A 21122-nucleotide genomic window follows, 5' to 3' on the forward strand; every position below is an offset into this window, starting at 1 on the left:
ATACTCGAGTGACCTCACTATAATGACACAGTTTAGCGTGAAAAAAATGTCAATGACCTTTTTATGACATCAGTAGGAATAGCATAGATCTCAAGCACTTTAATTATGTTCGAGGTTTAGCATGTCATCTATTACTTTATTGTCCCAACATAGAGATCGACAACCTAGCGGATATCGAGATACGCCATTAATTTCTGTTATCGTCCCGATGTATAACGAAAATGCAGTATTAGAGATTTGTCATGAGCGTTTATGTCGTGCTTTAGATAAATTGGCACAGCCTTGTGAAATTGTTTATGTCGATGACGGAAGCAATGATAACTCTTGGTCAATGGTACAGCAATTTTCTAGTTCATTTCACCAGATTAGAAGCCTTCGATTAAGTCGAAATTTTGGTAAAGAAGCAGCAATGAGCGCAGGGCTGCAAGTTGCAACAGGTGATGCTGTCATCATACTAGATGCTGATCTGCAAGACCCACCGGAGCTGATCCCTGAAATGGTAACGGAATGGAAAGCTGGCTTTGATGTTGTCGATATGAAAAGAAAGCAACGTCACGGAGAAAGCTGGTTTAAACGTATTACTGCATCGCTTTTTTACAAGGTGATAAATCACCTAAGTGAAATGCCTATTCCTGAAAATGTGGGTGACTTTAGGTTAATCGATCGCCGTGTTGTAAATGAAATAATTAAATTGCCTGAGCGAACGCGGTTTATGAAAGGCTTATTGGCGTGGCCAGGCTTTCGCCGAACAACATTACTTTTTGATCGCGACCCTCGTATTGCAGGTGAAACAAAATGGAATTACACCAAACTATGTCACCTTGCGTTTGAAGGTATTACATCGTTTAGTACTCGCCCATTAAGGCTAGCAACAGGCGCTGGGTTACTTACCTCCTTGTCTGCTTTAGTGCTTGCCGTCGTAGTATTCATGAAAACATTAATATGGGGCGATCCGGTTGCTGGTTACCCTTCAACTATTTTGGTGATGCTTCTATTAGGGGGAATGCAACTGTTATCTATCGGGCTGATGGGGGAATACGTAGGTCGGCTATTTATAGAAGCAAAGCAACGGCCACTTTTTGTCGTGATGGAAGATAACTTAAAAGCAGAACAAAAAATGAATGAGGAAGTACAAGCGTGAATAAGAATAAACAAGCGTTAACGCTGACGCAATACGCCATGATTCTGGTTTTCGGTTCGATTATCGTACGACTGATTACCCTAGGGCTATATCCATTGATGGATACGACAGAAGCTCGGTATGGTGAAATGGCAAGGCTTATGTTTGAAACGGGGGATTGGATCACTCCGATGTTTGATTACAATGTCCCTTTTTGGGGTAAGCCGCCGTTATTTACATGGCTTAGTGCTGCCGGTTTTGAGCTTTTTGGCGTGAATGAATTTGCAGCCCGTCTGCCACATTTACTTGTTGGCTGCATCGTTTTAGCGCTGACTTGGGTTTTAGCAGCTAAAGAGCGAAATAAGCAGGAAGCCTGGTTGGCAACGGCTATTGTCGCATCAACGACTGCATTCATTGTCATATCTGGTGCTGTAATGACAGATACAGCACTGACACTAGGTGTCACCCTGAGCATGGTTAGTTTTTGGCTAAGTTGGCAGAAAAAATCTGCTATTTGGGGCTACTTATTCTTTGTTGGTTTATCGATCGGTATGCTTGCAAAGGGCCCTTTAACCTTGGTTTTAGTCGGAATTAGTTTAGTCGCTTGGTTATCTCAAGAACAACGCTGGAAACAAATAGTAACCTGCTTACCGTGGAAGGGCGGAATAGCGTTATTTATTGCTATTAGCTTACCGTGGTACTTGCTTGCCGAATGGAAGACTCCAGGCTTTTTAAATTACTTTATCATCGGCGAACACATTAAACGCTTTGTTGTAAGCGGGTGGGAAGGTGATTTATATGGAAGTGCGCACGACGAAGTGCGTGGCATGATTTGGATTTTTTGGTTCTTAGCTGCTTTGCCGTGGGCTCCTGTACTTATGTATCAGGTTGGCCGCTTTTTCAAGAAAGGGGAAGAGGGGATTCAGTCGAGTGGTGGTTACATGGGATATCTATGGTGCTGGATGCTTTCACCTATGATCTTGTTTACCATGGCGGGGAATATCCTACCTAGTTATGTGATGCCAGGGCTGCCTGCGCTTGGGCTTTTGATTGCAGGCTATCACTCCCAGCATCGTTTGCCTGAAAAGGTATTCAAAATTGGCTTGATCACACCTGTGCTTCTTTTCATTGTTGCCTTGCTACTGCAATTCAACCTTACAGGAAAAGAAGCTGAAAAAGGTCTGTTAGCCGAATGGCAACAGCAAGTTGAAAAAGAAAACAGTGAACTTGTTTATATTCAAAAAAGACCTTTTTCAGCGCAATTCTATTCAGAAGGTGAAGCCGAATTTAATGCGATGCCTTTGGCTGAAGTGTTGAAAAAACAAACTAAAACAACATTTTATGTAATAGAGAAAAGTAGGCTGTCGAAAGGGTTTTTGTGGGATAAAAATCGCTGTGAGCTTCGAGCTGAATCAAAGCGTCGACAACTGGTTTTATGCCAGAATAGCGGCTAAACAACTTTGTGACCTTCGTTTATGGTTGATTTTTGAACTGTGACAAGCCGAACAAAGACCATTTTAAAACTATGTGAATATGGCTGCATAAAATTTATTAATAATTGGAGCATCGCCATGTATAGAGAGCTACTAGGTATACCGAAAGAGCACAAGTTTATTCGAACTGACATGAAGTGGGATATAGGAAAGAAGATTGATATTGATACTTTTTGGTATGATGAAAAAGATACTGCAGGCAATATTATTGCCAAATATATCGTGAAAGTGACAAAGTTTATCTATCCTCCGAAAAAATCAGCAATAAGCTTCCAAAAGTTTACGCCTGATAGTTTATCGGTATTATCGAGTGGTGAACTTGCACATTAGCAGGCTGTTTCTGAAAAACAGCCCCTTTATATAATTGAAAAAAGGGTGTGATTGTTCACACCCTTTTTTAATTACCACCAGCTTTAATTAGACTACGTTGTACTTCATTTTAAAATGGTGGTGTGCCACCTTCGGGCAGTGGCACATCAAATGAAAATACAACGGTCGATATCATGCGGTACATGCCGCAAGCCATCACTAAATCGAGTAAGCCTTTTACTCCAATTTCATTAATCATCGCCTCTTGTGTTTTTGTTGAGAGGCTACGCTGGTGGACCACATCTTCTGCAATTTGCCAAGTATAGAGATAAGCGGGCTTCATCTTTGCCGTTGCAATGTCGCCTGAAAGCACTTGCTCAATGACATCTTGCGGTAAACCGGCTCGCTCTGCAGGTGCGAGGTGTTTTTCCCAAACGAACGGTGCACCGAGTGCGCGTGCTGTGGCTAAAATGCCAAGCTCCCGAATGTCGCCAGACAATTCACTTTCATAGCGAACATATGTACCAAGCTGCCCTATATGTTGTGCAAGTAAAGGGTGATTCATTAATGTCCTATACATGCCGGATAAGCCATCTCTGGGGCCAAGTAAGGTATCGTAAATGTCTTTACCTTGCTGATCGAGATCTTCCCGTTCTATGAGTGGTAACGCTGCCATAATATCGTCCTGTTTAAGATTGATCTTCTGCCCAATTAGGATGTTCGTTTTCTGCCCGCCAAGGGTTAATTGGTGTTGGGAAATGCGGATCACAACGTGCGTCTATTACAAAAGGTCCCTTAGCTGAAAATGCACGATCAAACGCCGCGGCAAGATCATCTGGGTTTTCTACAACAACACCATCACCGCCAAGTGATTTAGAAAAATCAGCCCAGTTATGCGTATTTAATGAGGTTAATTCTTTAGCTATTGGTGTTTTTGCACGTAAATAGACATTCCCTAATGCGCTGTTATTTACGACGAGAACAATAAGAGGAATGTTATTACGAGCGGCAGATTGAATTTCAATCCCGTTCATTAACATGCAGCCGTCACCTGTGACAATAACGCATGCTTTTTCAGGTTCAGCGACTTTTGCGCCGATACCTGCGGGAATAGCCCAGCCCATAGGCGCCAGTGCGGTCGCAGTGAGGTATTCGCGAGGAGCGTTACTTTGCCAGTAATGGCCTGCAAACGCCCGGTGTGCTCCAGAATCCCCGATAATAATCGTATGCTGAGGTGCAATATTTTGTAGTTCACTAATTACACGAGCTGGGTGCATGGGAATGGCGGGGCTATGGCGATTTTCTTCATCATAGAACCTTGGCTTTACTGAAATGCTATTGAGCCATTTTTGCCTTATGCCATTTGTTTCTAAAATAGGGAGGAGCTGTTCAGCTTGCTCGTCAGCCATAAGCCACTCTAGCAACGTTCGAATATCGCTATTTATTGCGACATCAATTGGGTAGTTTTTGGAAAAAGTAGAAATGTTTACATCAGCTTGGTAAATGCCATTTTCTGGTTTTAAGTGTTCGTCCCAGCGCATGGTATTTCGCTGATTCAAACTTGAACCAAGCACGATTAATAGGTGGTTGTCTTCTACACCGTAATTAGGACAGCCAGGGTTTGTTTGATCGCCATTCAGCAGTGCGTGTGTCGAATGGTTGGTACCAGCATACCCAAAGACCCCAAGAGAAAGTGGGTGAGTTTCTGGGAAAGCACCTTTAGCCTTTAAGGTTGTTGCAACTGGAATATGATATTTTTCAGCAAAATTAATTAATGCTTCACTGGCTTCAGATCGAACAGTCCCACTTCCAACCAGTATTGAGACGTTGGCTTTGTTTGATTGGCAGGTTTGGCGAAGTCCTTCGATGAGTTGTTGGGCGGCATGAATGTCAATGGCTCTTGGGCTGATATTTTCGCACTGAATACATTTATGCAAATCTGGAGTAACGTTGATTTTTTCAGTTTGAATTTGTTTTGGAAAACTCAGGCTAACAGGACGTTGATCGCGGCCAAGCATTTTTCGAAATGCTGTGTCTAGCATATGGGGAACCATATTAGATTTCGGTATTTCTAAAGCTAACTCAGTAACTTGGCTAAGAAACCCGATATCATTGAGTCCTGCTGCGCTGGCATCTTGGAATCCACCTCTGCCATCCCACGCTGTAGGCACTTCACCAGCAAGTGCTAGCACTGGAGAGCTATCTGCATAAGCTGCCGCTAAAGGGCCAACCATATTGGCGATACCGGGGCCGCCAATGCCCATGCAGACGCCAAACTTGCCACTTGCCCTGGCATACCCGTCAGCCATGTAGGCTGCGCCAGCTTCATTTGCAGCAACAATTGCTTTTATATCGTTTTCGTCAGTTCCAAATTGATCGAGAAAAGGGTCTACGACACCACCAGGTACCATAAATACATGTTTAACACCTTGCTTGCCAATTGCATCAAGCACATATCGCGCGGTGGTAGTGGTATTAACGGTTGTGTCGGTAGCAGTTAAGGTACTTTTTGTTTCTTCATTCATACAATAACCTATTCACTTGATTCGTTAGAGAGTGAGCGTAAAAAGCTAAGGCTAGGCATGAAGAAATATTCACCACCTAAGTTTTTGACAAAACCAGAAAAGCTAAAGTCTACTTGTTCTGCATTTGGGTTCCCCCAACTGGTAGACCATTTTTGTGCCATAGGCTCTGAACCGGGTTTAACTTGGCCAACGAGTGGATCAGTTCCGGTTGCTTGACGTACAAAGCCTTCGTTGTTACACCATGTGTTTTGCATGAAGATAAACTGATCAACAATATCAGCTTGTAAGCTAATAAAGAGTAAACCTGCATCAGTCCACTCACTCGTTGGCTCTAAATTTGTCGAGCCAAAACTGATGCCACGTCTTACGATACGTCGGCTCCGCTCAATCGTAGGTGGGGAGTTAAATTGCCTTACAGTATCGCCACGAGGATTGGTTTTACGGGTATGTGAGTGAAATGGACAACGTAATCCATCAGAATCATCATCGTAATTGAAATTATTAAAGAGGTTTGTCCAACCATCTTTACCTTGTTCTGAGATGGGGGTGCCATCTTTAAAGCGACCTACGCAAAGCGCACCGGCGTACTCTGCATCAACTTTTTCAGAGCTTGTTTCGGAGAGAGTATTGGCAAGGATATCAAGACGTTCCCAAAATCCTTTGATGTTTTGTTGAAGCTTACGGTAGACAACATAAGTACCATAACCATTTTCATCACCACCAGGGTCGCGAACCATTACAGTATTTAACGGAGCGCTTGGGTCATTTTTGGAATAACCACCATTTTTAAATTCTTCATTGAGTTCTGAAAATAAGAACTTCGGGTTACTTACGCCATCGACAAAACCAAAATGTTCAATAACTTGTTTTTTTTCATTACGCATGACGTGACCTTTCTGCACAAAGATGATTTGTGCTGTTCCAGCCATTGACTGCTCAAGTTTTTTGACTTCTTGCTCAAGCTTTAACTCGGCTTGTTCATCGTTTAATCCACCAAGCGCGAGCAAAACCATTCCATCAACATCTTCTCGAAACCCTGTTTCCCACTGGCTTACGTCATCGTTAAGCGGGTTTGCTGTCGGGCTATGGTCACCTCTAGGTAAAGTATCAAAACGCGTGCTTAAGTCTTTCATCCCAGAGCGGAACGCTTTGTCTGATGGCCATTCATTTTCATCAATACCGAGTTGATTGTAACCGGTAGAACTGAGCATCAAATTCATGAAGAGGTGTATAACCCCATTTTCCTTGAAGCTGATCTGCTGTTTATTTTGCTCAAGTGTGGATGTTACTTGTTCTGCTTGTTTTGAGACCCACTTGCGATTGGCCTCTTTATCACCTGTGAAAGAGAAAAAAACATGGCGTGAATGGTCTCTTCCATGACCTTTTAATATATTGCCCTGTAGTTGCGAAAAGGCTTGCTGAAAATTAGGGTCATTAACTTCTATATTCGTTTGATTTAAATTTGCAGACATTGTTCATCTCCTGCTATCCGTGAGTAGATGTCGATGAGGGGGCTTAGGCCGTACCCTCTACGGCCTATCGTTTTTGATATGTGCTACTTAGTTTCAGTTGCAGCATCTGAAGCCACTGCTGGTTCCGGAAGGTGCGGTTTACCTGCTGGTGCAGCTAGGGCAAAAGCATTTAACTGGCAGGCAACCATGCAGTAATAACCGGTTAATGAGGTGATTTCTGTCAGCTCTTGGGTGCTAAATTCTTGCTCAAGCGCTTGGTAGGTGCTGTCAGTAATACGTTTGTTATTAACTAGCTCTCTAACAAAGCTAATAATTTTCGTTTCGATTGGGCTAACTTCAGGCTCACTCGATAATTCTTGGCGATACTTGATTACATCGACAACCTGAGGTGATATCCCTGCTTCTAGGGCGAAACCTTCGTGGAAAGCCCATTCAAATTGGCAATAGTTTTCACTTAGTGTTGTTAATATTACTAGCTCTTTTACGGTTTGATTCAAGATAGAATCGAACCGAAGGTAGCCACCTAAATCAGCGGTTAATTTTGCTACTGGTGGGCTATTTAGCAATAGCGCAAAAACACCAATCACATTACCGCGACTTTCATTGATATGCTCGAAAACCTCAGCAGCTGAATCATCGAGTCCGTTATTTTGGTCTAAGTAAGGTATACGCGTCATGATGATTACCCTTGGTTAAGTTTTGGAAGTGGGTTTTCATTAACAACGAGGGCGGCATTAACCGCAGACTCAATGGCACCTTCTATCCATGCGTGTTTTAAAGATGCATGCTCACCAGCAAAGTGCAGGATAGATTTCCCTGTTTCATTACTTGGCCACTCAGAACTGATAATAGATTCATGTAGAAGCTCTAACTGGCCGGGATAGAAAATTGCTGCTTCACCAAATGCATATGGGTTATTCATCCAGCTAATGGTAGCGGCACCAACAATGTTTTCTTGTGTATGCTCATATTTTTCAGGGTTGAAAACACATAAATCACGGATTTTTTGCTGTGCTTTTTTGCGTGTTTCATAATCATCGTTGGGGGTATGCTTGGCATGCGTTATGGCGACGTTTTCGAGTGCATAGCAAAAACGCTCGTATTCTGACATTGAGTCCCATTTCCGGGCATCATCTGCCCAAGAATAGCTAGCAAGCATAACGCCACCTTTGCCAGAGCCCATTCTCTCACTTGGGTAGTACATGAAACGGTTAGGTAGATCTGTAATAGAGCCGCCGCCGTATATTTCGTTCTCGGTTTCCCAAAAACGTTCACGGAACTCTAACAGTACTTTTGTTGCAGCATCATAATGCAGCTCTCTAATTGCTTTACGTTTTGACTGGCTCATTTCAGGCCAGACATGCACCATACGGAAGCTTGAAAAAGGAATAGTGACGATGGCTTCATCCCAGCTTTTTGAGCTAAGTAGTTGGGCTATAGCATGGTCACGGTCGCTATGATCACGATTTTCAGACGAAACCTTCGTATTCACTTTCACTTTACCGGTTTCTTTACATTTATAGATATCAACCAGCGTTTGATTTAAGAAAGTAATATCTTCAAGCCCTTCTTTCTCGTAATAGGCTTGGGTAAATTTGTCAGTGCCGCCTTTGATTAACCAAAATGGTGTTTCAGGAGAGATAATGGCGAGTTCAATGAAGCTTTGAATGAAAGAATAAGACATGCGTGACTCAAGGTTCTCTAGCACACCAATCATTTCAATCGCATTTTCTGATAAATCTGGATTTTGCTCTTTTAAAAAGCGGCGCATGGAGTATTCGCCATACTTTTCGATAATTTTTGGCCAAACCGTTTTTGGATCTTCGTTTACTTGACGACGAAGCTCCCCAATCGCTTCTTCAAGTAGTTCGCTTGCTTTTTTGTTTTCGTTATTTGATAGATTGTAATTAAGTAGGCTGTTTACATCATTGGTATCTTCGTAGTCTTTACGAGAAACATGTTTGTGATTAACGTGYAGGAAGTTTTTTCCAGTTGCCTCTAAAGCCTCTATATTGACATTACCATCCTCATCTATGTTTGGTGAGTTAATGAGAGATGATGTTGCATCTTCTTTAGACACCGTTTTATTGAGGAAAAGTTGTTTTTCAACCCCGGTATAGTCGATGAGGTACTGCACAAGTTTGTGCATGTCAGGTATGCGCATTGCACCCGCCTCACCGGTTAGATTGTCATCTTCAAAATAGCGCTTTTTATCACTATTTCGGAAGGTTTTAATACGACCACCAACACGACTGTCTGCCTCAATAATGGTGACGGTATGCCCTGATTTTCTTAGCAGCGCGGCTGAAACCATGCCAGCAATTCCACAACCTACAATTAAGATGTTCTTCTTTTCACTATTACTGGTTGGTAGACCAAACTCTAAATAAGAGCGATAAGCTTGGTTGATCTCATCTTTATCGTATGGGAGTAATCCATGCAATTTGTCGTCAAGGGTGGGGACAGTAGACATATTCATTCCTTGTAATTTTAATGGCTCTTCAAGCGGTTTATCTACAACGCTGCCTTTTAAGTTATATATGGCAGTCAGACATCCCAGTCATGTTTTTGAATTTAGAAGAAATTGACAGTAGGGCAAGGTATGCGCGTCAGATTGCACATTAATTCCACAATTAACGCAGCATGGATTCCAAAAATTCAGCTGAATGATGAAACAAATTCAAAGATAATTGATTTTGCCTCCAGAACTTTTATTTCTAAATATTATTTTTGGTGTGATTGGCATCAAAGAATGTGCAAGGGATATTATGTGTCTTGTTGAATACGGGGTGTGACAGGAGTAAAATACTGAATTGAAATAATAAAATGGAGTTTGATTTAGTTATGATACCTTTAGATTCGACGCTGCGTGTTGTCAGACCGACAGATAATTTAAATCAAATTGCGGTAATGTATAGTCAAGCACTTGGCTTTGAAATGCTGAAACAATTTAAAGATCATGAAGGCTTTGATGGTGTTGTATTAGGACACCAAAAGCATTCTTACCACCTCGAATTTATTCATCAGATTGGTACGATAGCTGGTAAAGCGCCATCCACAGATCACCTACTTGTTTTTTATATTGACTGCAGTCAGATGTGGGAACGAACATGCCGTAATATGATTGATGCGGGATTTAGTGTCGTCGACTCAAATAACCCTTACTGGGAAAATGTAGGTAAGACGTTCGAAGATATCGATGGATATCGTGTCGTTTTACAAAATCGAGATTGGGATTTATAAAAAGACAAACCTGAAGATACTAAGCTCAAGGATATCTTGAGCTTTTTATGTCATATAAACAGGGGGTCTAATGCTGTTTATCAGCCATGCTTTGATAAGCAGATTTAAACATTAAAGCAAAGCCATCTTGAGTGAGATCTTTTGCAGACATTTCTGCTGCGTTAAGACGACGATAACACTCGTCAAGGGCCTCAATGACTATATCAATCTCATTTGATCTTAATTCTTGTGCCATCATGTGGTTGACTTCCTGATATAGGTATTTTCAGTTGAACTGTACTATAAATTTTATGAATGAATCCTGAACGCGAGTTTTTGTTATCTTTGTTCATCATATACAGAGTAAGTAAGTTTTATTGGGGAAATGTCAGGCCGATGTAAAAGGTAAGAAACATCGTTCTTACTTGATTCTCTGCCGGCGTAGAGCCGGCAGGTTCTGAGGGAAATAGGCATCATTAAATTACTTGGCGGTTTATAAAGTTTTCAATCATCCGCACAGATTTAGTATTTTTTATCTAGCTCTTGTAACTTATGAATAAAAGCTTGAATTYGCTGTTCATTATTATTATGAAATTCAGTTGTTGTTTGATTAATAACGGTGTCTGGGTCTTCATTCATGGTATGGAAGTGATAGGTGTTGTGGAAATTAATGTCGAGGCTGACAGTATCATCCGATAAGCTGACGCTATAACCATCGTGGTTCTCTATACACCTGATATCTTCTAGCTGGTTACCCATGTCAATGCTGTGGCCTTGTGTTTTCACCTTTTCATAGACATTGAGTAATGTACGGACATCAACACTATTTTTCATAGTGACCTCCATTAGTATCTAACGTGTTGTTATACCAATGCTTTGATTAAATGTAATATCATCAGTTGTTATCCTGACATACTTTAAATTTAGGCTTTTGGTAGCAGTCTGCAACCAGACTTGGATGAAGTTTTGTTTAAGATCAAATCAGCCTTACAAAAAAAGAGAATTCAATGCGTTAAATAGCTGATGACGTAACGCAAATGAAGTGATAGGTTGATGTTATCGTGTATTTAGTAAAACGGAATTTTAAGTATGTTCAAGCAGCTAGCTGAAGCGCAACTTGATCCTATATTGTCATTGTCTATAGCGTATCGTGAAGATCCTCGTGAAGAAAAAGTGGATCTTGGTATTGGTGTTTACCGTAACAGTCAAGGTGAAACGCCAATCATGAACGCCGTACAGCTTGCCCAGCAACAAGTGATGAGTACGCAAACGACAAAAGCTTATGTTGGTTTGGCGGGTAATGAACAATTCAATCAATCGATGATTGATTTGTTGCTAACAGGTACGTCGGCCTTCCAGCGCTCTGCAGGTGTACAAACACCTGGGGCGAGTGGGGCGTTACGTATGTTGGCTGATCTTATGTATATTGCAGATCCAGATACAACGGTTTGGATTTCAAACCCAAGTTATGTAAACCATAAACCTGTTATGGAAGCTGCTGGGTTAAAAGTACGTTACTACCCGTATTTTAATCCAGCAACAAAACAGGTAGATAGTGCTGCGATGTTGTCTGCGCTTTCAAAAGCGGGCCCTAAAGATGTTGTGTTATTGCATGGTTGTTGCCATAACCCAACTGGTGCTGATATCTCATTTTCTGACTGGCAAGCGATTACAAATCTTGCAAATAAAAATGGCTTCATGCCATTTGTCGATATTGCTTATCAGGGCTTTGGTGATGGCTTAGAGCAAGATGCTGCAGGTTTGCAGTACATGGCGGATAATACTGAAGAAATGGTTATCGCAACGTCATGCTCGAAAAACTTTGGCCTATACCGTGAACGCACGGGGGCTGCAATCATTGTGAGTGATAGCCTGAAAGAAGCCCAAAAAGCGAAAGGGCGTATTCTGAACTTAGCGCGTTCAACGTATACGATGCCACCTGATCATGGTGCTGCAATCGTTGCCACTATCTTGAATGATGACGTGTTGACCGCTAATTGGAAGAAAGAGCTAACACAAATGAATAACCGCTTGTTGAGCCTCCGTAGCGGTCTTGTGGGAGCCATTCAAGCACAAGGCTCACAGCAGTATAATTTCATCGAGCAACATAAGGGCATGTTCTCGGTAACAGGACTAACACCTGAACAAATTGGTCGCTTACGTGACGAGTTTGCAATCTATGCTGTCGGTGACGGACGTATAAATATTGCGGGTTTACAAGAGCAGCACATTGATTATTTAGCGAATGCACTGGTCACGGTTTCGTAATATATCTATAAAAAGGAGGGTAGCTAAGCTGCCCCCCACTTTTCTAATGCATCTCTCAGTTCTTGAGCTTGATAAGGCTTACAAAGAATGTCATCCATTCCAGCGGCATAGCAATCTTCTTTTTCTGCGGTTGTAGTTCCTGCGGTTAATGCAAGAATAGGCTTATTGTAACCAGCCTTTCTAAGCTTTTCTGTCGCGGTATAGCCATCCATTATCGGCATTCTGCAATCCATTAATACTATATCAAACGAACGTTGCTCTAGTAATTCAATCGCATCTTTACCGTTATCTGAAATGACAGTATTGATACCAAATTTTTTTAGCATTAATTGAATGATCATTTGGTTAGTTTTTAAGTCTTCTACCACTAAAACTTTCAATGAATCAATAGAGAGATCGGGTGTAAGGGAAGCTCTGCTGCCATGAACGATCTCGGTCTGTTCAGTTAGAGGTAAGCAAACAGTAAATGTGGCTCCATTATTTTCTTCGCTTTCTACACTAATCGATCCTCCCATTTGCTGAGTAAGCTTTTTGCAGATAGCGAGGCCAAGTCCCGTACCTTCATGGTTACGCTGGCTTGAATTGTCTACTTGAGTAAAAGGATCGAATAATGTTTGTTGCTTACTTTTAGGGATACCACAGCCTGAGTCGGTCACTGAAAAAAATAAATTTCCATCTCGCCAATCGAAGGTGGCATTAACACTGCCATTAGACGTGAACTTCATCGCGTTACCGATCAAATTTACGTAAATTTGTTTGATACGATCAGCATCACCAATTAACCACTTAGGCAGGTTATTCGAGCATGAAATGATAAATCCCAATTGTTTTTCATTTGCTCGGTGTTGAAAAATGTCACTCAGCATATTAGCTAGGCTGTGGCAGTCAAAAGGCTTCTCGGCCAATTCCAACATACCGGCGTTAATTTTACTGTAATCGAGTAAATCATTAATGATTGCGCGTAATAATTCACCTGAATGATCCAGTGTATTAAGTAAGCGCTGTTGATGTAAGTCAAGCTGAGTATCTGCCATTAATTCAGCTGTACCTAATAGGCCATTTAAGGGCGTTCTTAATTCGTGATTTATCATAGCGAGAAAATCACGTGTAGACTTTTCAGACGCCTCAGCTTGTTTTCTCGCATGAATTGCCTCGATTAACTTGAGTTGACGATCAATTGAAGAACGTATCATCTCACTAAATAAATGCAGATGCTTTTGGATCGTGAGTAGACCACTGCCAGATGCTTTTAAGCGAGCAGAAAAAAAGCCTGAAACGGCAGCATCATTACTCAGTGAAATCCACAGGATACCTTCTTCTTCATCCCAACAATGTCTAATTTGGTCAAGGTTGGCAGGGCAAAGCCATGTTTGTTGACGTCCGGAAGTATATTGAGTTGTTATACTCGAATCAGATGTACAATATATGGTAATACCGCAGGCTCTTACGGTAACACTGTCAACGAGAGAGTCTGCAAGTTCTTTTATTAGTTGCTCTGTTGGCGGGTGCTTTAAGAACTTACGGCCGAACTCAAGCAGCATGGTTTCCATTTTGGCTTGGTAAGCTAATAACTCTGAATCAATTTCGGCTTGAGCTTTGATTTTTTCAAAACTTTGCTCAATAAGCTTTTTTGCATCAAAAAGTTCGAGGCTTTTTACTTCAAGTAATCGCTCGGCATTCTTCCTTGATGCCTTCTCTCGAGCAATTTTTTTTTCAAGTAAGGCTATGTGCGTATTTGGCTCCATATCTACTCCGTTATAAGCTCGATATTAAAGCGCACATGACTTTTACTAGGGTTAAGTGCTTCCATGTGAATTGAAACTTGCTGGTTGAAATGCTTCGCACAGCCTTTAATGAGCCCCATACAGACATGTGACATACAGCGCGCTGATTTGTAATCCATCAACATAGTTGATTCAGTTTGTGATATGAAATCAAAACTGGGTGGTGTTGCATCAGGATAAAGCTTCTTTACTTCAATGTGTATATGTTCTTCAACTTTACGAATAAAACTGAATGTATCGTGTTGATCACCGGGTATGATAGGTAAGCTTTCTAAAAGACGTGTAAATACAGCTTCACCGTATACTTCTTGTAATACCTCTGGTGCGATATCGGTGACTTTACTCAATGTCATGATTAATTTAACTAAATCACGATGGTCATAGCTACCAACAGAAGTATAGCTTCCTTCATCTAACGCTTCATCAAGCATTGTTTGACATATATCCAGCCCGAATGAAGACTCTACAATATCGAGAAACTCTGTAAAAATGATTCCTTTCATTTTTATCTCCTGATCAAACTATTCATTATTATAGAAAGGGCAACTATTAAACATAGTAACAATGCAGTTTCATATAAGTATGGTAATGGAATGAATAATGGTCAAAAAATAAAATAAAAACGCCAGCAGAAGCTGGCGTTTTATATGAATGAGGAGATAAAGGTATTACTGCTCGATTAATGGGCTGCTTGTTTTACAACGCTCCGCGAGTGCTGATTGCATTTCCTCTATTAGTAGTTTTTGATTATCAAAAGGAAGTGCATGAACATCTGTGATCAGTTCACCGTCTGGTGAAGTGAAAATCATCCCGCAGGCTGCAGGCTTACCTTTATAGAATCCAACGAAAAGCTGTGCAGGAGACGATGATTCAAGCATGATTTGCGTCAGGTATTCGATCAAGGCTTCCTTCTCAGATTCATCAGTCCACTGACTTGAAAGTACAAGCGCATAACGAATCGTTAATGGGTGGCAGTCTACGGGGTAAAGCGTTAGGTTTTTTGTTTGAACGGCTGAAGGTGTAGACAGTGGTTGATTCTCTAATTGCTGAAGATACCTTTGATACAGTGCTAAGCCTTTTTCACTCAGTGGTGTAGGGTACTCTGCATCTGTGATATGGCTGGCCATCCACGCATTTTTTAATTTAATGAGCTGTTCCATCTGTAACCGCATAACCGTTCTTATTTTGTGATTACCCACCATACCTCAAAAGCTTGGCTTAAGGTATGGCAATAAGGGTAAATGATTAATTAATGACTAAAAATGACCTCATCGTTAGCCACGCGATGCCTTTCACTATAAATGCCGTCCTCAGTACGTTTGCCACAGCTTATAATCATGGTTATTTCTGCATCTTTATGTAGCCCAAGCAATTGTTTAGTTCTTTTGGAATCAAACCCTTCCATAGGGCAAGTGTCATAGCCTTCGGCACGCATTGATGTCATAAATGTCATCGCTGCAAGTGAACTGCTCTTATGTAAGCATACGCGTAAATCAGAACGGCTGACTTCTCGAACCATTGGTTTCTTTAACCCGAGGAAGAATGACAGCACTTTACGCGCAAGGCCGAAGAGTCCGAAGCGGTCGTTGTTGTACACAAATGGAATGAGTTTTTCATAATATTTTAGTGCTCGCTTAGCTGTTTGATCTTGACGACCAGTAAATGCTGAGCGAATTTGTGCAGCGTTAAGCTCTGCTCGTGATTTCCATTTATACGGCGTTACAACAAAAACAATCAGTTCATTGGCTGTTTTTGCTGCATTTTGATTCATGCAATATTTAGCAAGTGTTTGACGCTTTTCATCGTTAACAACGCGATGAAACTCCCAAAGCTGCATATTGGAGCTGTTTGGTGACAACGTGGCGAGATTAAGTGACCGCGTAACGGAATCGTAATCAAAAGGAGCAGTTTGGTCATATTTTCTAACAGAGCGCCTTGAATGGACAAGGTCTTCAAACGTGGGGTGTGTTTCAGGCATTATTACAGCTACCAAAATGAGTTTTGTGCACTATACCATTTTGATATTTGTACCCTCAAATAATGGTTTCAAAAGTACCTTTATTAGTGCTTGTCGAAAAAATCCTTATTGCGTATGTATTTATTCATATAGTGGTAGGAAATTGGTCGTAAAATCCAGCTTACTAATGAGCGAGATAAACGTTTAATTGTTGGCGTATCTTCATAAATTTTTCCATCATGTAGCCAAAGCATTTTACCTACATGCCAAAACATAAGTGGAATAGGGGGTAAAAAGGTAACAATATCTAAATCGCAACAAATACGATAAGTACGGTGTTGCAGCGGGTAGCTTTGCTTAAAGTTCCAAAATCCAGTTGCAGGCTGGCCAAATGTGACTATCCGCTTAATCGCCTTTGGTTGGTGTTGATATAGGCGTTGAGCAACCAATATTGCCATTGCTCCCCCAGAGGAATGGCCTGTAAAAGAGACTTTTTTTCCAGTACTAATTAGAGGAAGTAATATATCTTCAATTTGTTGATAGATACTGTGTTCATCTTTGTATGTTTGCCTTTCTTTTGACTGAGCAAAGTCTACTTTCATGGCTTCGGTAATATGAGGGGAGGTCATTACATTGGAAGGAACTTTACTGTGCTGATTTAATAAATAATTGTATCCCCAGTGGACATGACAGTAGCCTTCTCCTGCGGGAATCTTTTGCGGAATTAGTGCGAGATTAAGTAACCAATCCCATAAACTTTGAGAGCCTTTAAAGACAACAATGACTTCAGGACTATCACCCCATAAAATGCGAATTATAGTACGGCCCCAGCGGTCATAAATTTCATGCCGACCTTCCTGACTGAAACCGTACAGGGTGTGATTGAATGTGGGCGGGTAAGCAAGGTTACATAAAATAGCGTATCGCTCATATTGATAGCGTTTCAAGGGTTTCATTGACAACGTTAAGCCCACTTGATTATAAAAATAGAATAGCCGTATTTTGTTATAGCACCTGTATATAGCAAAAATGTAACAGTGAGCAATTTGTCATAAAGTCTTATCGAAACTGTCATTGATTTTTTGTAGATTAAATATTATTCGAATAGAGTTCAAAGTTTATGATATTTCACGCGTACTTTTATGAATTATAGGCTAAAAAAGGTATGCAGACTTTAATTTTAATTTTTAGATACATGGCAGGAAATACATGATGGAATATGATTTTCGTAACCACCCTTTCGTTAAGCTAGCTCAAGTAAACCAGTATGATGAGTGGGTTAAACAATTTCAGTCGGCAGTAAGCGCAGGTAATACTGTCGAAAGCACTGCAATAATGAATGCAAAAGAGGCTTTAGAGCAAAGTTATCAAAACACATTAAATATACTTGAAAGTTTAGATAAACAATATTTTCCGAAACAGAAGGAAAGCGAACGTTTATGTTTTCCGTTTGATGTGATGGATATGTTTACTCGTAATGCAACTGAGCACTTGTCTGTGATGACGGGGCAGGCGGCACAAACTGCAAATGAACAGTTTAGTGAACAAGAGAAGCAGATCGCAGCCTTGGTTGCGATAGAAGCACAGTTAAACTTGGATCTTGGTGTAATCAAGAGCAAGTTAGTTGAAGAGTCTAAGCTATGTGAAAATGCCAAAATTGACGCTGATAAAGCACATAAAGCTAAATTAACCGCTCAGCGCCAGTCTCGTAAATTGAAAGCAGATCTTGATATTGAGAAAGAGCAATATAAGCAAGCTGAACAACAAGCAAAGGCATTGCAAGCTGAATTATCAAAAAGCCATAAAGAGGCCGAAACACTAACCAAAACAAATGAGTCGTTGGCGAACCAAGTGGCAGAGTTAGAGCAACAGCTAATGTCTTTGAAACAGCATGCATAAGAGAAGCTGCAAGAAGGTGCGTAATTTAAGGACCAAGACATTTCAGATATAAGCGCCCTGATGGCGCTTTTTTTGTGTTGTTTTAGGTAAGTATATTCATGAGTGTTCAGATTTATTATATATCCAAGTTACTTCATGATGCTGGAGCAAGGTATTGAAGTGGTTTAAGTATTTGCTTATCAATAAAGATATAAAGAGGGTGCTAATTGCACTATATATGTTATGTTTTCGTTATGGAAAGTAGTAATTTCTGTTTGGTATGAAATCAACGGGATGAAGTGAAGGGATTGAACATGAATAACAGACAAAGAGACATTACATTACGTTTTCTAGCTGAACCTGGTGATGTTAACTTCGGAGGTAAGGTTCACGGTGGCGCCGTGATGAAATGGATCGATTTAGCCGCTTATGCATGCTCCGCAGGCTGGAGCGGAAAGTATTGTATTACTGTATATGCTGGTGGGATACGATTTGTGCAGCCTATTCATGTCGGTAATTTAGTGGAAGTAAGCGCTAAAGTTATTTATACCGGTTCTTCCTCTATGCATATTGCTATAGATGTACAGGCAAGTGATCCAAAAGAGCTTGAAAACCGTCTAACGACTCACTGTATTGTTATCATGGTTGCTGTTGATGAAGCAGGCAAGCCAACAAAAGTACCTGAGTGGATCCCTGAGACAGAAGAAGACATCAAACTTCGTGAGTCGGCCATTCGCTTAATGAACATGAGAACGCAGATTGGTGAAGAAATGGAAGCGCACGTAAAAGGTGATTTGAAAAAATAGTAGGCCAGCCTTGACCAAAATCAAAATGAAGTAAAAGCGTCCTGTATACAAGTGCAAATGATAGTTATAATCATTTGCACTTATTTTTTTGGTTTGAATAATGAAAACATTAATATTGTTTGGCGCAAGTCGTGGTTTAGGTTTCCGTATTGCTCGATTCTATCGACAGCAAGGCTTCAAAGTGATCGCAATGGTGAGGAGCCTTGACGCTGCAACTCAGCTTGAATCGGTTGGGGTATCCGTTGTGCAGGGTGATGCACTCAATAAAGAAGATATTGAGCGAGTATTAGAACATGCGCCTGAAAAGGCTTATGTGTTATCGACAATGGGCAGCTTTCAGTCAAGCCAACCTGTTGATTATATAGGCCATCGAAATCTTATTGATACGCTAGAACGTAGCCACCTTAAACGTTTTCTTATGGTAACGTCATTAGGCTGTGGCGATAGCTGGCATACTCTTCCTGAACGAGCTAAAGCTGTGTTTGGTCAAGCGGTAAGAGAAAAGACACTTGCTGAAGCTTGGCTACAAACGAGTAAGCTTGAATTTACTGTTTTACGGCCTGGAGGGCTGCAAGATGGTGATATAACCGATTCAGGCTGCTTGACTCAAGGTAAAGAAGTACACGGTTTAATAACTCGTGATGAAGTTGCAAGGTTAACGTTATCATTATTTGAGCAAGATGATTCAATCGGGYAGATTTATGCTTGTGTTGACCCTCAGCTGAAAAAATAATCGATAAATTAAACTAGAATGAATAGCGAAAGGTAGCCACTTAATCAAAAAGTGGCTTTTTTTATTGTAAATAATGTGTTTCTCCATTGACGGCAAACGTTTCCCTTATTATTCTAGCTTACAGTTGTACGCTCAATTGCAAAAGGTTAAAGGATGACAACAACGAAACCCCCAATTCTCTGGTTTAACGTAGCCATTTTCGCGATTACATTTTCTGTTGCTGCTATTGGCACACCAATTTATGCTTTCTATATAGGCTTTGATTGGGTACAGGTGTTAATGCTGATTGCTGCTTTTTCATTTTGTGGCCTATCGATAACGGCTGGATATCACCGTTTGTGGTCACACAAAGCTTATGAAGCGAATGCAGTAATGCGTTTCATCTTCGCTATTGGTGGGGCTTTTGCTTTACAAAATAGTATTTTGCATTGGTCATCAGATCACCGAGTGCACCACCGTCATGTCGATAATAATGATAAAGACCCTTATTCAGCAAAAAAGGGTTTTTTCTATAGTCATATTGGTTGGATGCTTAGAGAGTATCAGGCTAGCCGGTACACTGATTACTCAAACTGTCGTGATTTACAAAAAGACAAAATTGTTATGTGGCAGCACAAGTATTATGCGCCTTTAGCTGTTATCACTAACTTTGGCATTCCACTTGTATTTGGACTTGTTCATGGTGATGTCTGGGGAGCGTTATTATTGGTTGGTGTAGTACGATTAGTACTGAGTCACCATACGACGTTCTTTATTAACTCCTTGGCGCACATTTGGGGAAGCCAGCCTTACACTGATAAAAATACGGCACGTGATAATGGCGTATTAGCATTTTTGACTTTTGGTGAGGGGTATCATAACTATCATCATATCTTTGAAAATGACTATCGTAATGGTATTCGCTGGTGGCAGTTTGATCCGACGAAGTGGTTGATTAAAGCATCTGAGGTGTGCGGTTTTGCCAAGAACTTACGCACTTGCCCAGAAGATCGTATAGAAAAAGCTAAAGCGACGATGGTTCTAAAGCGTCTACAAAGCAAACTTGCAGATGTTCCAAACAGTCAAGCACGTCTTGAGCGACTTGAAGAGGAGTACAATATCCTACTACTCAAGATGACTGATTACTACGCGGCCCAGAAGCGAATGCTTGAACTGAAAAAAAATAGATTACTTAAGCACTATGAAAGTTTTGAGTTTCTTCAGCAATACAATGAAATGAAACGTCTGCTCGAAGAACAACGCAAAACGTGGAAGACCCTGACGACGCAATATGCGTAGTTTTTGATAAATATCATTTTAAAAGCGAGGCTAATCAGCCTCGCTTTTTTATTTATGGCAAAATTGATTTATAGAAGTGTTAACTTGCTCTGGATCTATAGTAGAAAATATGGGATGAGTCGCATATTGTGCAGGCTTGTTTTGTTATATGGCAAAATTGATCTAGATCAATGTCTTATTTCTCTTGAATTATTAACATCCACAAAAATTTATAAATGATAATTACAAGGAAGTAAAAATGAAAAAGTTAACCGTGTTAGCCTTCGCAATGTCGCTC

At 40.8% G+C, this 21122-nt stretch carries 21 protein-coding genes; 9 read left to right on the forward strand and 12 right to left on the reverse strand.

The window, feature by feature from the left end; all coding sequences use genetic code 11:
* Positions 1-121 precede the first annotated feature (121 nt).
* The 3 genes from L4D09_RS16135 (at position 122) to L4D09_RS16145 (ending at position 2943) form a co-directional block, all read left to right on the forward strand.
* Entirely contained in the window at positions 122-1141 is a 1020-nt protein-coding gene (locus tag L4D09_RS16135; RefSeq protein WP_428458537.1) for a glycosyltransferase family 2 protein, read from the forward strand.
* Complete coding sequence (locus L4D09_RS16140; protein ID WP_428458538.1) at positions 1138-2574, forward strand: ArnT family glycosyltransferase; 1437 nt, start codon at positions 1138-1140, stop codon at positions 2572-2574. The genes L4D09_RS16135 and L4D09_RS16140 overlap by 4 nt, the downstream gene beginning before the upstream one ends.
* Before the next feature lie 117 nt (positions 2575-2691).
* Positions 2692-2943, forward strand: a complete 252-nt coding sequence (locus L4D09_RS16145) for a hypothetical protein (RefSeq protein ID WP_428458539.1) — start codon at positions 2692-2694, stop codon at positions 2941-2943.
* A gap of 109 nt (positions 2944-3052) precedes the next feature.
* On the opposite strand, the gene L4D09_RS16150 is transcribed toward L4D09_RS16145, so the two are convergent.
* From L4D09_RS16150 to L4D09_RS16170, 5 genes are all read right to left on the reverse strand, one after another.
* Positions 3053-3598, reverse strand: coding sequence for a carboxymuconolactone decarboxylase family protein (locus L4D09_RS16150; RefSeq protein ID WP_428458540.1), 546 nt, complete (start codon positions 3596-3598; stop codon positions 3053-3055).
* 13 nt (positions 3599-3611) lie between these two features.
* Positions 3612-5447, reverse strand: coding sequence for a thiamine pyrophosphate-binding protein (locus L4D09_RS16155; RefSeq protein WP_428458541.1), 1836 nt, complete (start codon positions 5445-5447; stop codon positions 3612-3614).
* Between the two features lie 8 nt (positions 5448-5455).
* Entirely contained in the window at positions 5456-6919 is a 1464-nt protein-coding gene (locus L4D09_RS16160; protein ID WP_428458542.1) for a Dyp-type peroxidase, read from the reverse strand.
* 83 nt (positions 6920-7002) lie between these two features.
* Positions 7003-7596 carry a carboxymuconolactone decarboxylase family protein gene (locus L4D09_RS16165; protein ID WP_428458543.1) on the reverse strand — a complete coding sequence of 198 codons (594 nt, stop codon included), beginning with the start codon at positions 7594-7596 and terminating at the stop codon, positions 7003-7005.
* Between the two features lie 5 nt (positions 7597-7601).
* Entirely contained in the window at positions 7602-9392 is a 1791-nt protein-coding gene (locus tag L4D09_RS16170; protein ID WP_428458544.1) for a flavin monoamine oxidase family protein, read from the reverse strand.
* 371 nt (positions 9393-9763) lie between these two features.
* Here L4D09_RS16170 and L4D09_RS16175 point away from each other — a divergent pair, with 371 nt between their 5' ends.
* Positions 9764-10162: a VOC family protein gene (locus L4D09_RS16175; RefSeq protein ID WP_428458545.1), complete on the forward strand. Its 399-nt coding sequence runs from the start codon at positions 9764-9766 to the stop codon at positions 10160-10162.
* Between the two features lie 67 nt (positions 10163-10229).
* Here the strand turns inward: L4D09_RS16175 and L4D09_RS16180 are convergent, their stop codons facing one another.
* Positions 10230-10400 (reverse strand): hypothetical protein, encoded by a 171-nt coding sequence (locus tag L4D09_RS16180; RefSeq protein WP_428458546.1) that lies wholly within the window; start codon positions 10398-10400, stop codon positions 10230-10232.
* Positions 10401-10663: 263 nt separating this feature from the next.
* Positions 10664-10975 (reverse strand): DUF3081 family protein, encoded by a 312-nt coding sequence (locus tag L4D09_RS16185; protein WP_428458547.1) that lies wholly within the window; start codon positions 10973-10975, stop codon positions 10664-10666.
* 255 nt (positions 10976-11230) lie between these two features.
* On the opposite strand from L4D09_RS16185, the gene L4D09_RS16190 reads away from it, so the two are divergent.
* Positions 11231-12409: an amino acid aminotransferase gene (locus L4D09_RS16190; RefSeq protein ID WP_428458548.1), complete on the forward strand. Its 1179-nt coding sequence runs from the start codon at positions 11231-11233 to the stop codon at positions 12407-12409.
* A 23-nt stretch (positions 12410-12432) separates the two neighbouring features.
* Here the strand turns inward: L4D09_RS16190 and L4D09_RS16195 are convergent, their stop codons facing one another.
* The 5 genes from L4D09_RS16195 to L4D09_RS16215 all read right to left on the reverse strand — a co-directional run bounded on the left by L4D09_RS16195 (position 12433) and on the right by L4D09_RS16215 (position 17106).
* On the reverse strand, positions 12433-14154 hold the full coding sequence (locus tag L4D09_RS16195; protein ID WP_428458549.1) for an ATP-binding protein: 1722 nt from the start codon (positions 14152-14154) through the stop codon (positions 12433-12435).
* A gap of 2 nt (positions 14155-14156) precedes the next feature.
* Entirely contained in the window at positions 14157-14696 is a 540-nt protein-coding gene (locus L4D09_RS16200) for a heme NO-binding domain-containing protein (protein WP_428458550.1), read from the reverse strand.
* A gap of 165 nt (positions 14697-14861) precedes the next feature.
* A complete protein-coding gene (locus L4D09_RS16205; protein ID WP_428458551.1) occupies positions 14862-15353 on the reverse strand; it encodes a hypothetical protein in 492 nt (163 codons plus the stop codon).
* 89 nt (positions 15354-15442) lie between these two features.
* On the reverse strand, positions 15443-16171 hold the full coding sequence (locus L4D09_RS16210) for a nitroreductase family protein (protein ID WP_428458552.1): 729 nt from the start codon (positions 16169-16171) through the stop codon (positions 15443-15445).
* 83 nt (positions 16172-16254) lie between these two features.
* Positions 16255-17106: a lipase family protein gene (locus L4D09_RS16215; protein WP_428458553.1), complete on the reverse strand. Its 852-nt coding sequence runs from the start codon at positions 17104-17106 to the stop codon at positions 16255-16257.
* A gap of 256 nt (positions 17107-17362) precedes the next feature.
* Here L4D09_RS16215 and L4D09_RS16220 point away from each other — a divergent pair, with 256 nt between their 5' ends.
* The 4 genes from L4D09_RS16220 (at position 17363) to L4D09_RS16235 (ending at position 20845) form a co-directional block, all read left to right on the forward strand.
* Positions 17363-18049: a hypothetical protein gene (locus tag L4D09_RS16220; protein ID WP_428458554.1), complete on the forward strand. Its 687-nt coding sequence runs from the start codon at positions 17363-17365 to the stop codon at positions 18047-18049.
* 293 nt (positions 18050-18342) lie between these two features.
* The gene (locus L4D09_RS16225; protein ID WP_428458555.1) at positions 18343-18834 is read left to right on the forward strand and encodes an acyl-CoA thioesterase; all 492 of its coding nucleotides are present in this window, start codon (positions 18343-18345) and stop codon (positions 18832-18834) included.
* Positions 18835-18934: 100 nt separating this feature from the next.
* Positions 18935-19567: an NAD(P)H-binding protein gene (locus tag L4D09_RS16230; protein ID WP_428458556.1), complete on the forward strand. Its 633-nt coding sequence runs from the start codon at positions 18935-18937 to the stop codon at positions 19565-19567.
* 153 nt (positions 19568-19720) lie between these two features.
* Positions 19721-20845, forward strand: a complete 1125-nt coding sequence (locus tag L4D09_RS16235; RefSeq protein WP_428458557.1) for an acyl-CoA desaturase — start codon at positions 19721-19723, stop codon at positions 20843-20845.
* The last annotated feature ends 277 nt before the right edge of the window (positions 20846-21122 follow it).

The sequence above is a fragment of the Photobacterium makurazakiensis genome (genome assembly GCF_050336715.1).
Lineage (GTDB): Bacteria > Pseudomonadota > Gammaproteobacteria > Enterobacterales > Vibrionaceae > Photobacterium > Photobacterium makurazakiensis.

Coding starts and splice junctions, on each gene's coding strand:
- L4D09_RS16175 (WP_428458545.1), top strand. CDS start 9,764: ATGATACCTTTAGATTCGACGCTGCGTGTTGTCAGACCGACAGATAAT.
- L4D09_RS16210 (WP_428458552.1), bottom strand. CDS start 16,171: ATGCCTGAAACACACCCCACGTTTGAAGACCTTGTCCATTCAAGGCGC.
- L4D09_RS16235 (WP_428458557.1), top strand. CDS start 19,721: ATGACAACAACGAAACCCCCAATTCTCTGGTTTAACGTAGCCATTTTC.
- L4D09_RS16155 (WP_428458541.1), bottom strand. CDS start 5,447: ATGAATGAAGAAACAAAAAGTACCTTAACTGCTACCGACACAACCGTT.
- L4D09_RS16225 (WP_428458555.1), top strand. CDS start 18,343: ATGAATAACAGACAAAGAGACATTACATTACGTTTTCTAGCTGAACCT.
- L4D09_RS16150 (WP_428458540.1), bottom strand. CDS start 3,598: ATGGCAGCGTTACCACTCATAGAACGGGAAGATCTCGATCAGCAAGGT.
- L4D09_RS16145 (WP_428458539.1), top strand. CDS start 2,692: ATGTATAGAGAGCTACTAGGTATACCGAAAGAGCACAAGTTTATTCGA.
- L4D09_RS16190 (WP_428458548.1), top strand. CDS start 11,231: ATGTTCAAGCAGCTAGCTGAAGCGCAACTTGATCCTATATTGTCATTG.
- L4D09_RS16165 (WP_428458543.1), bottom strand. CDS start 7,596: ATGACGCGTATACCTTACTTAGACCAAAATAACGGACTCGATGATTCA.
- L4D09_RS16195 (WP_428458549.1), bottom strand. CDS start 14,154: ATGGAGCCAAATACGCACATAGCCTTACTTGAAAAAAAAATTGCTCGA.
- L4D09_RS16220 (WP_428458554.1), top strand. CDS start 17,363: ATGGAATATGATTTTCGTAACCACCCTTTCGTTAAGCTAGCTCAAGTA.
- L4D09_RS16135 (WP_428458537.1), top strand. CDS start 122: ATGTCATCTATTACTTTATTGTCCCAACATAGAGATCGACAACCTAGC.
- L4D09_RS16160 (WP_428458542.1), bottom strand. CDS start 6,919: ATGTCTGCAAATTTAAATCAAACGAATATAGAAGTTAATGACCCTAAT.
- L4D09_RS16200 (WP_428458550.1), bottom strand. CDS start 14,696: ATGAAAGGAATCATTTTTACAGAGTTTCTCGATATTGTAGAGTCTTCA.
- L4D09_RS16215 (WP_428458553.1), bottom strand. CDS start 17,106: ATGAAACCCTTGAAACGCTATCAATATGAGCGATACGCTATTTTATGT.
- L4D09_RS16205 (WP_428458551.1), bottom strand. CDS start 15,353: ATGGAACAGCTCATTAAATTAAAAAATGCGTGGATGGCCAGCCATATC.
- L4D09_RS16180 (WP_428458546.1), bottom strand. CDS start 10,400: ATGATGGCACAAGAATTAAGATCAAATGAGATTGATATAGTCATTGAG.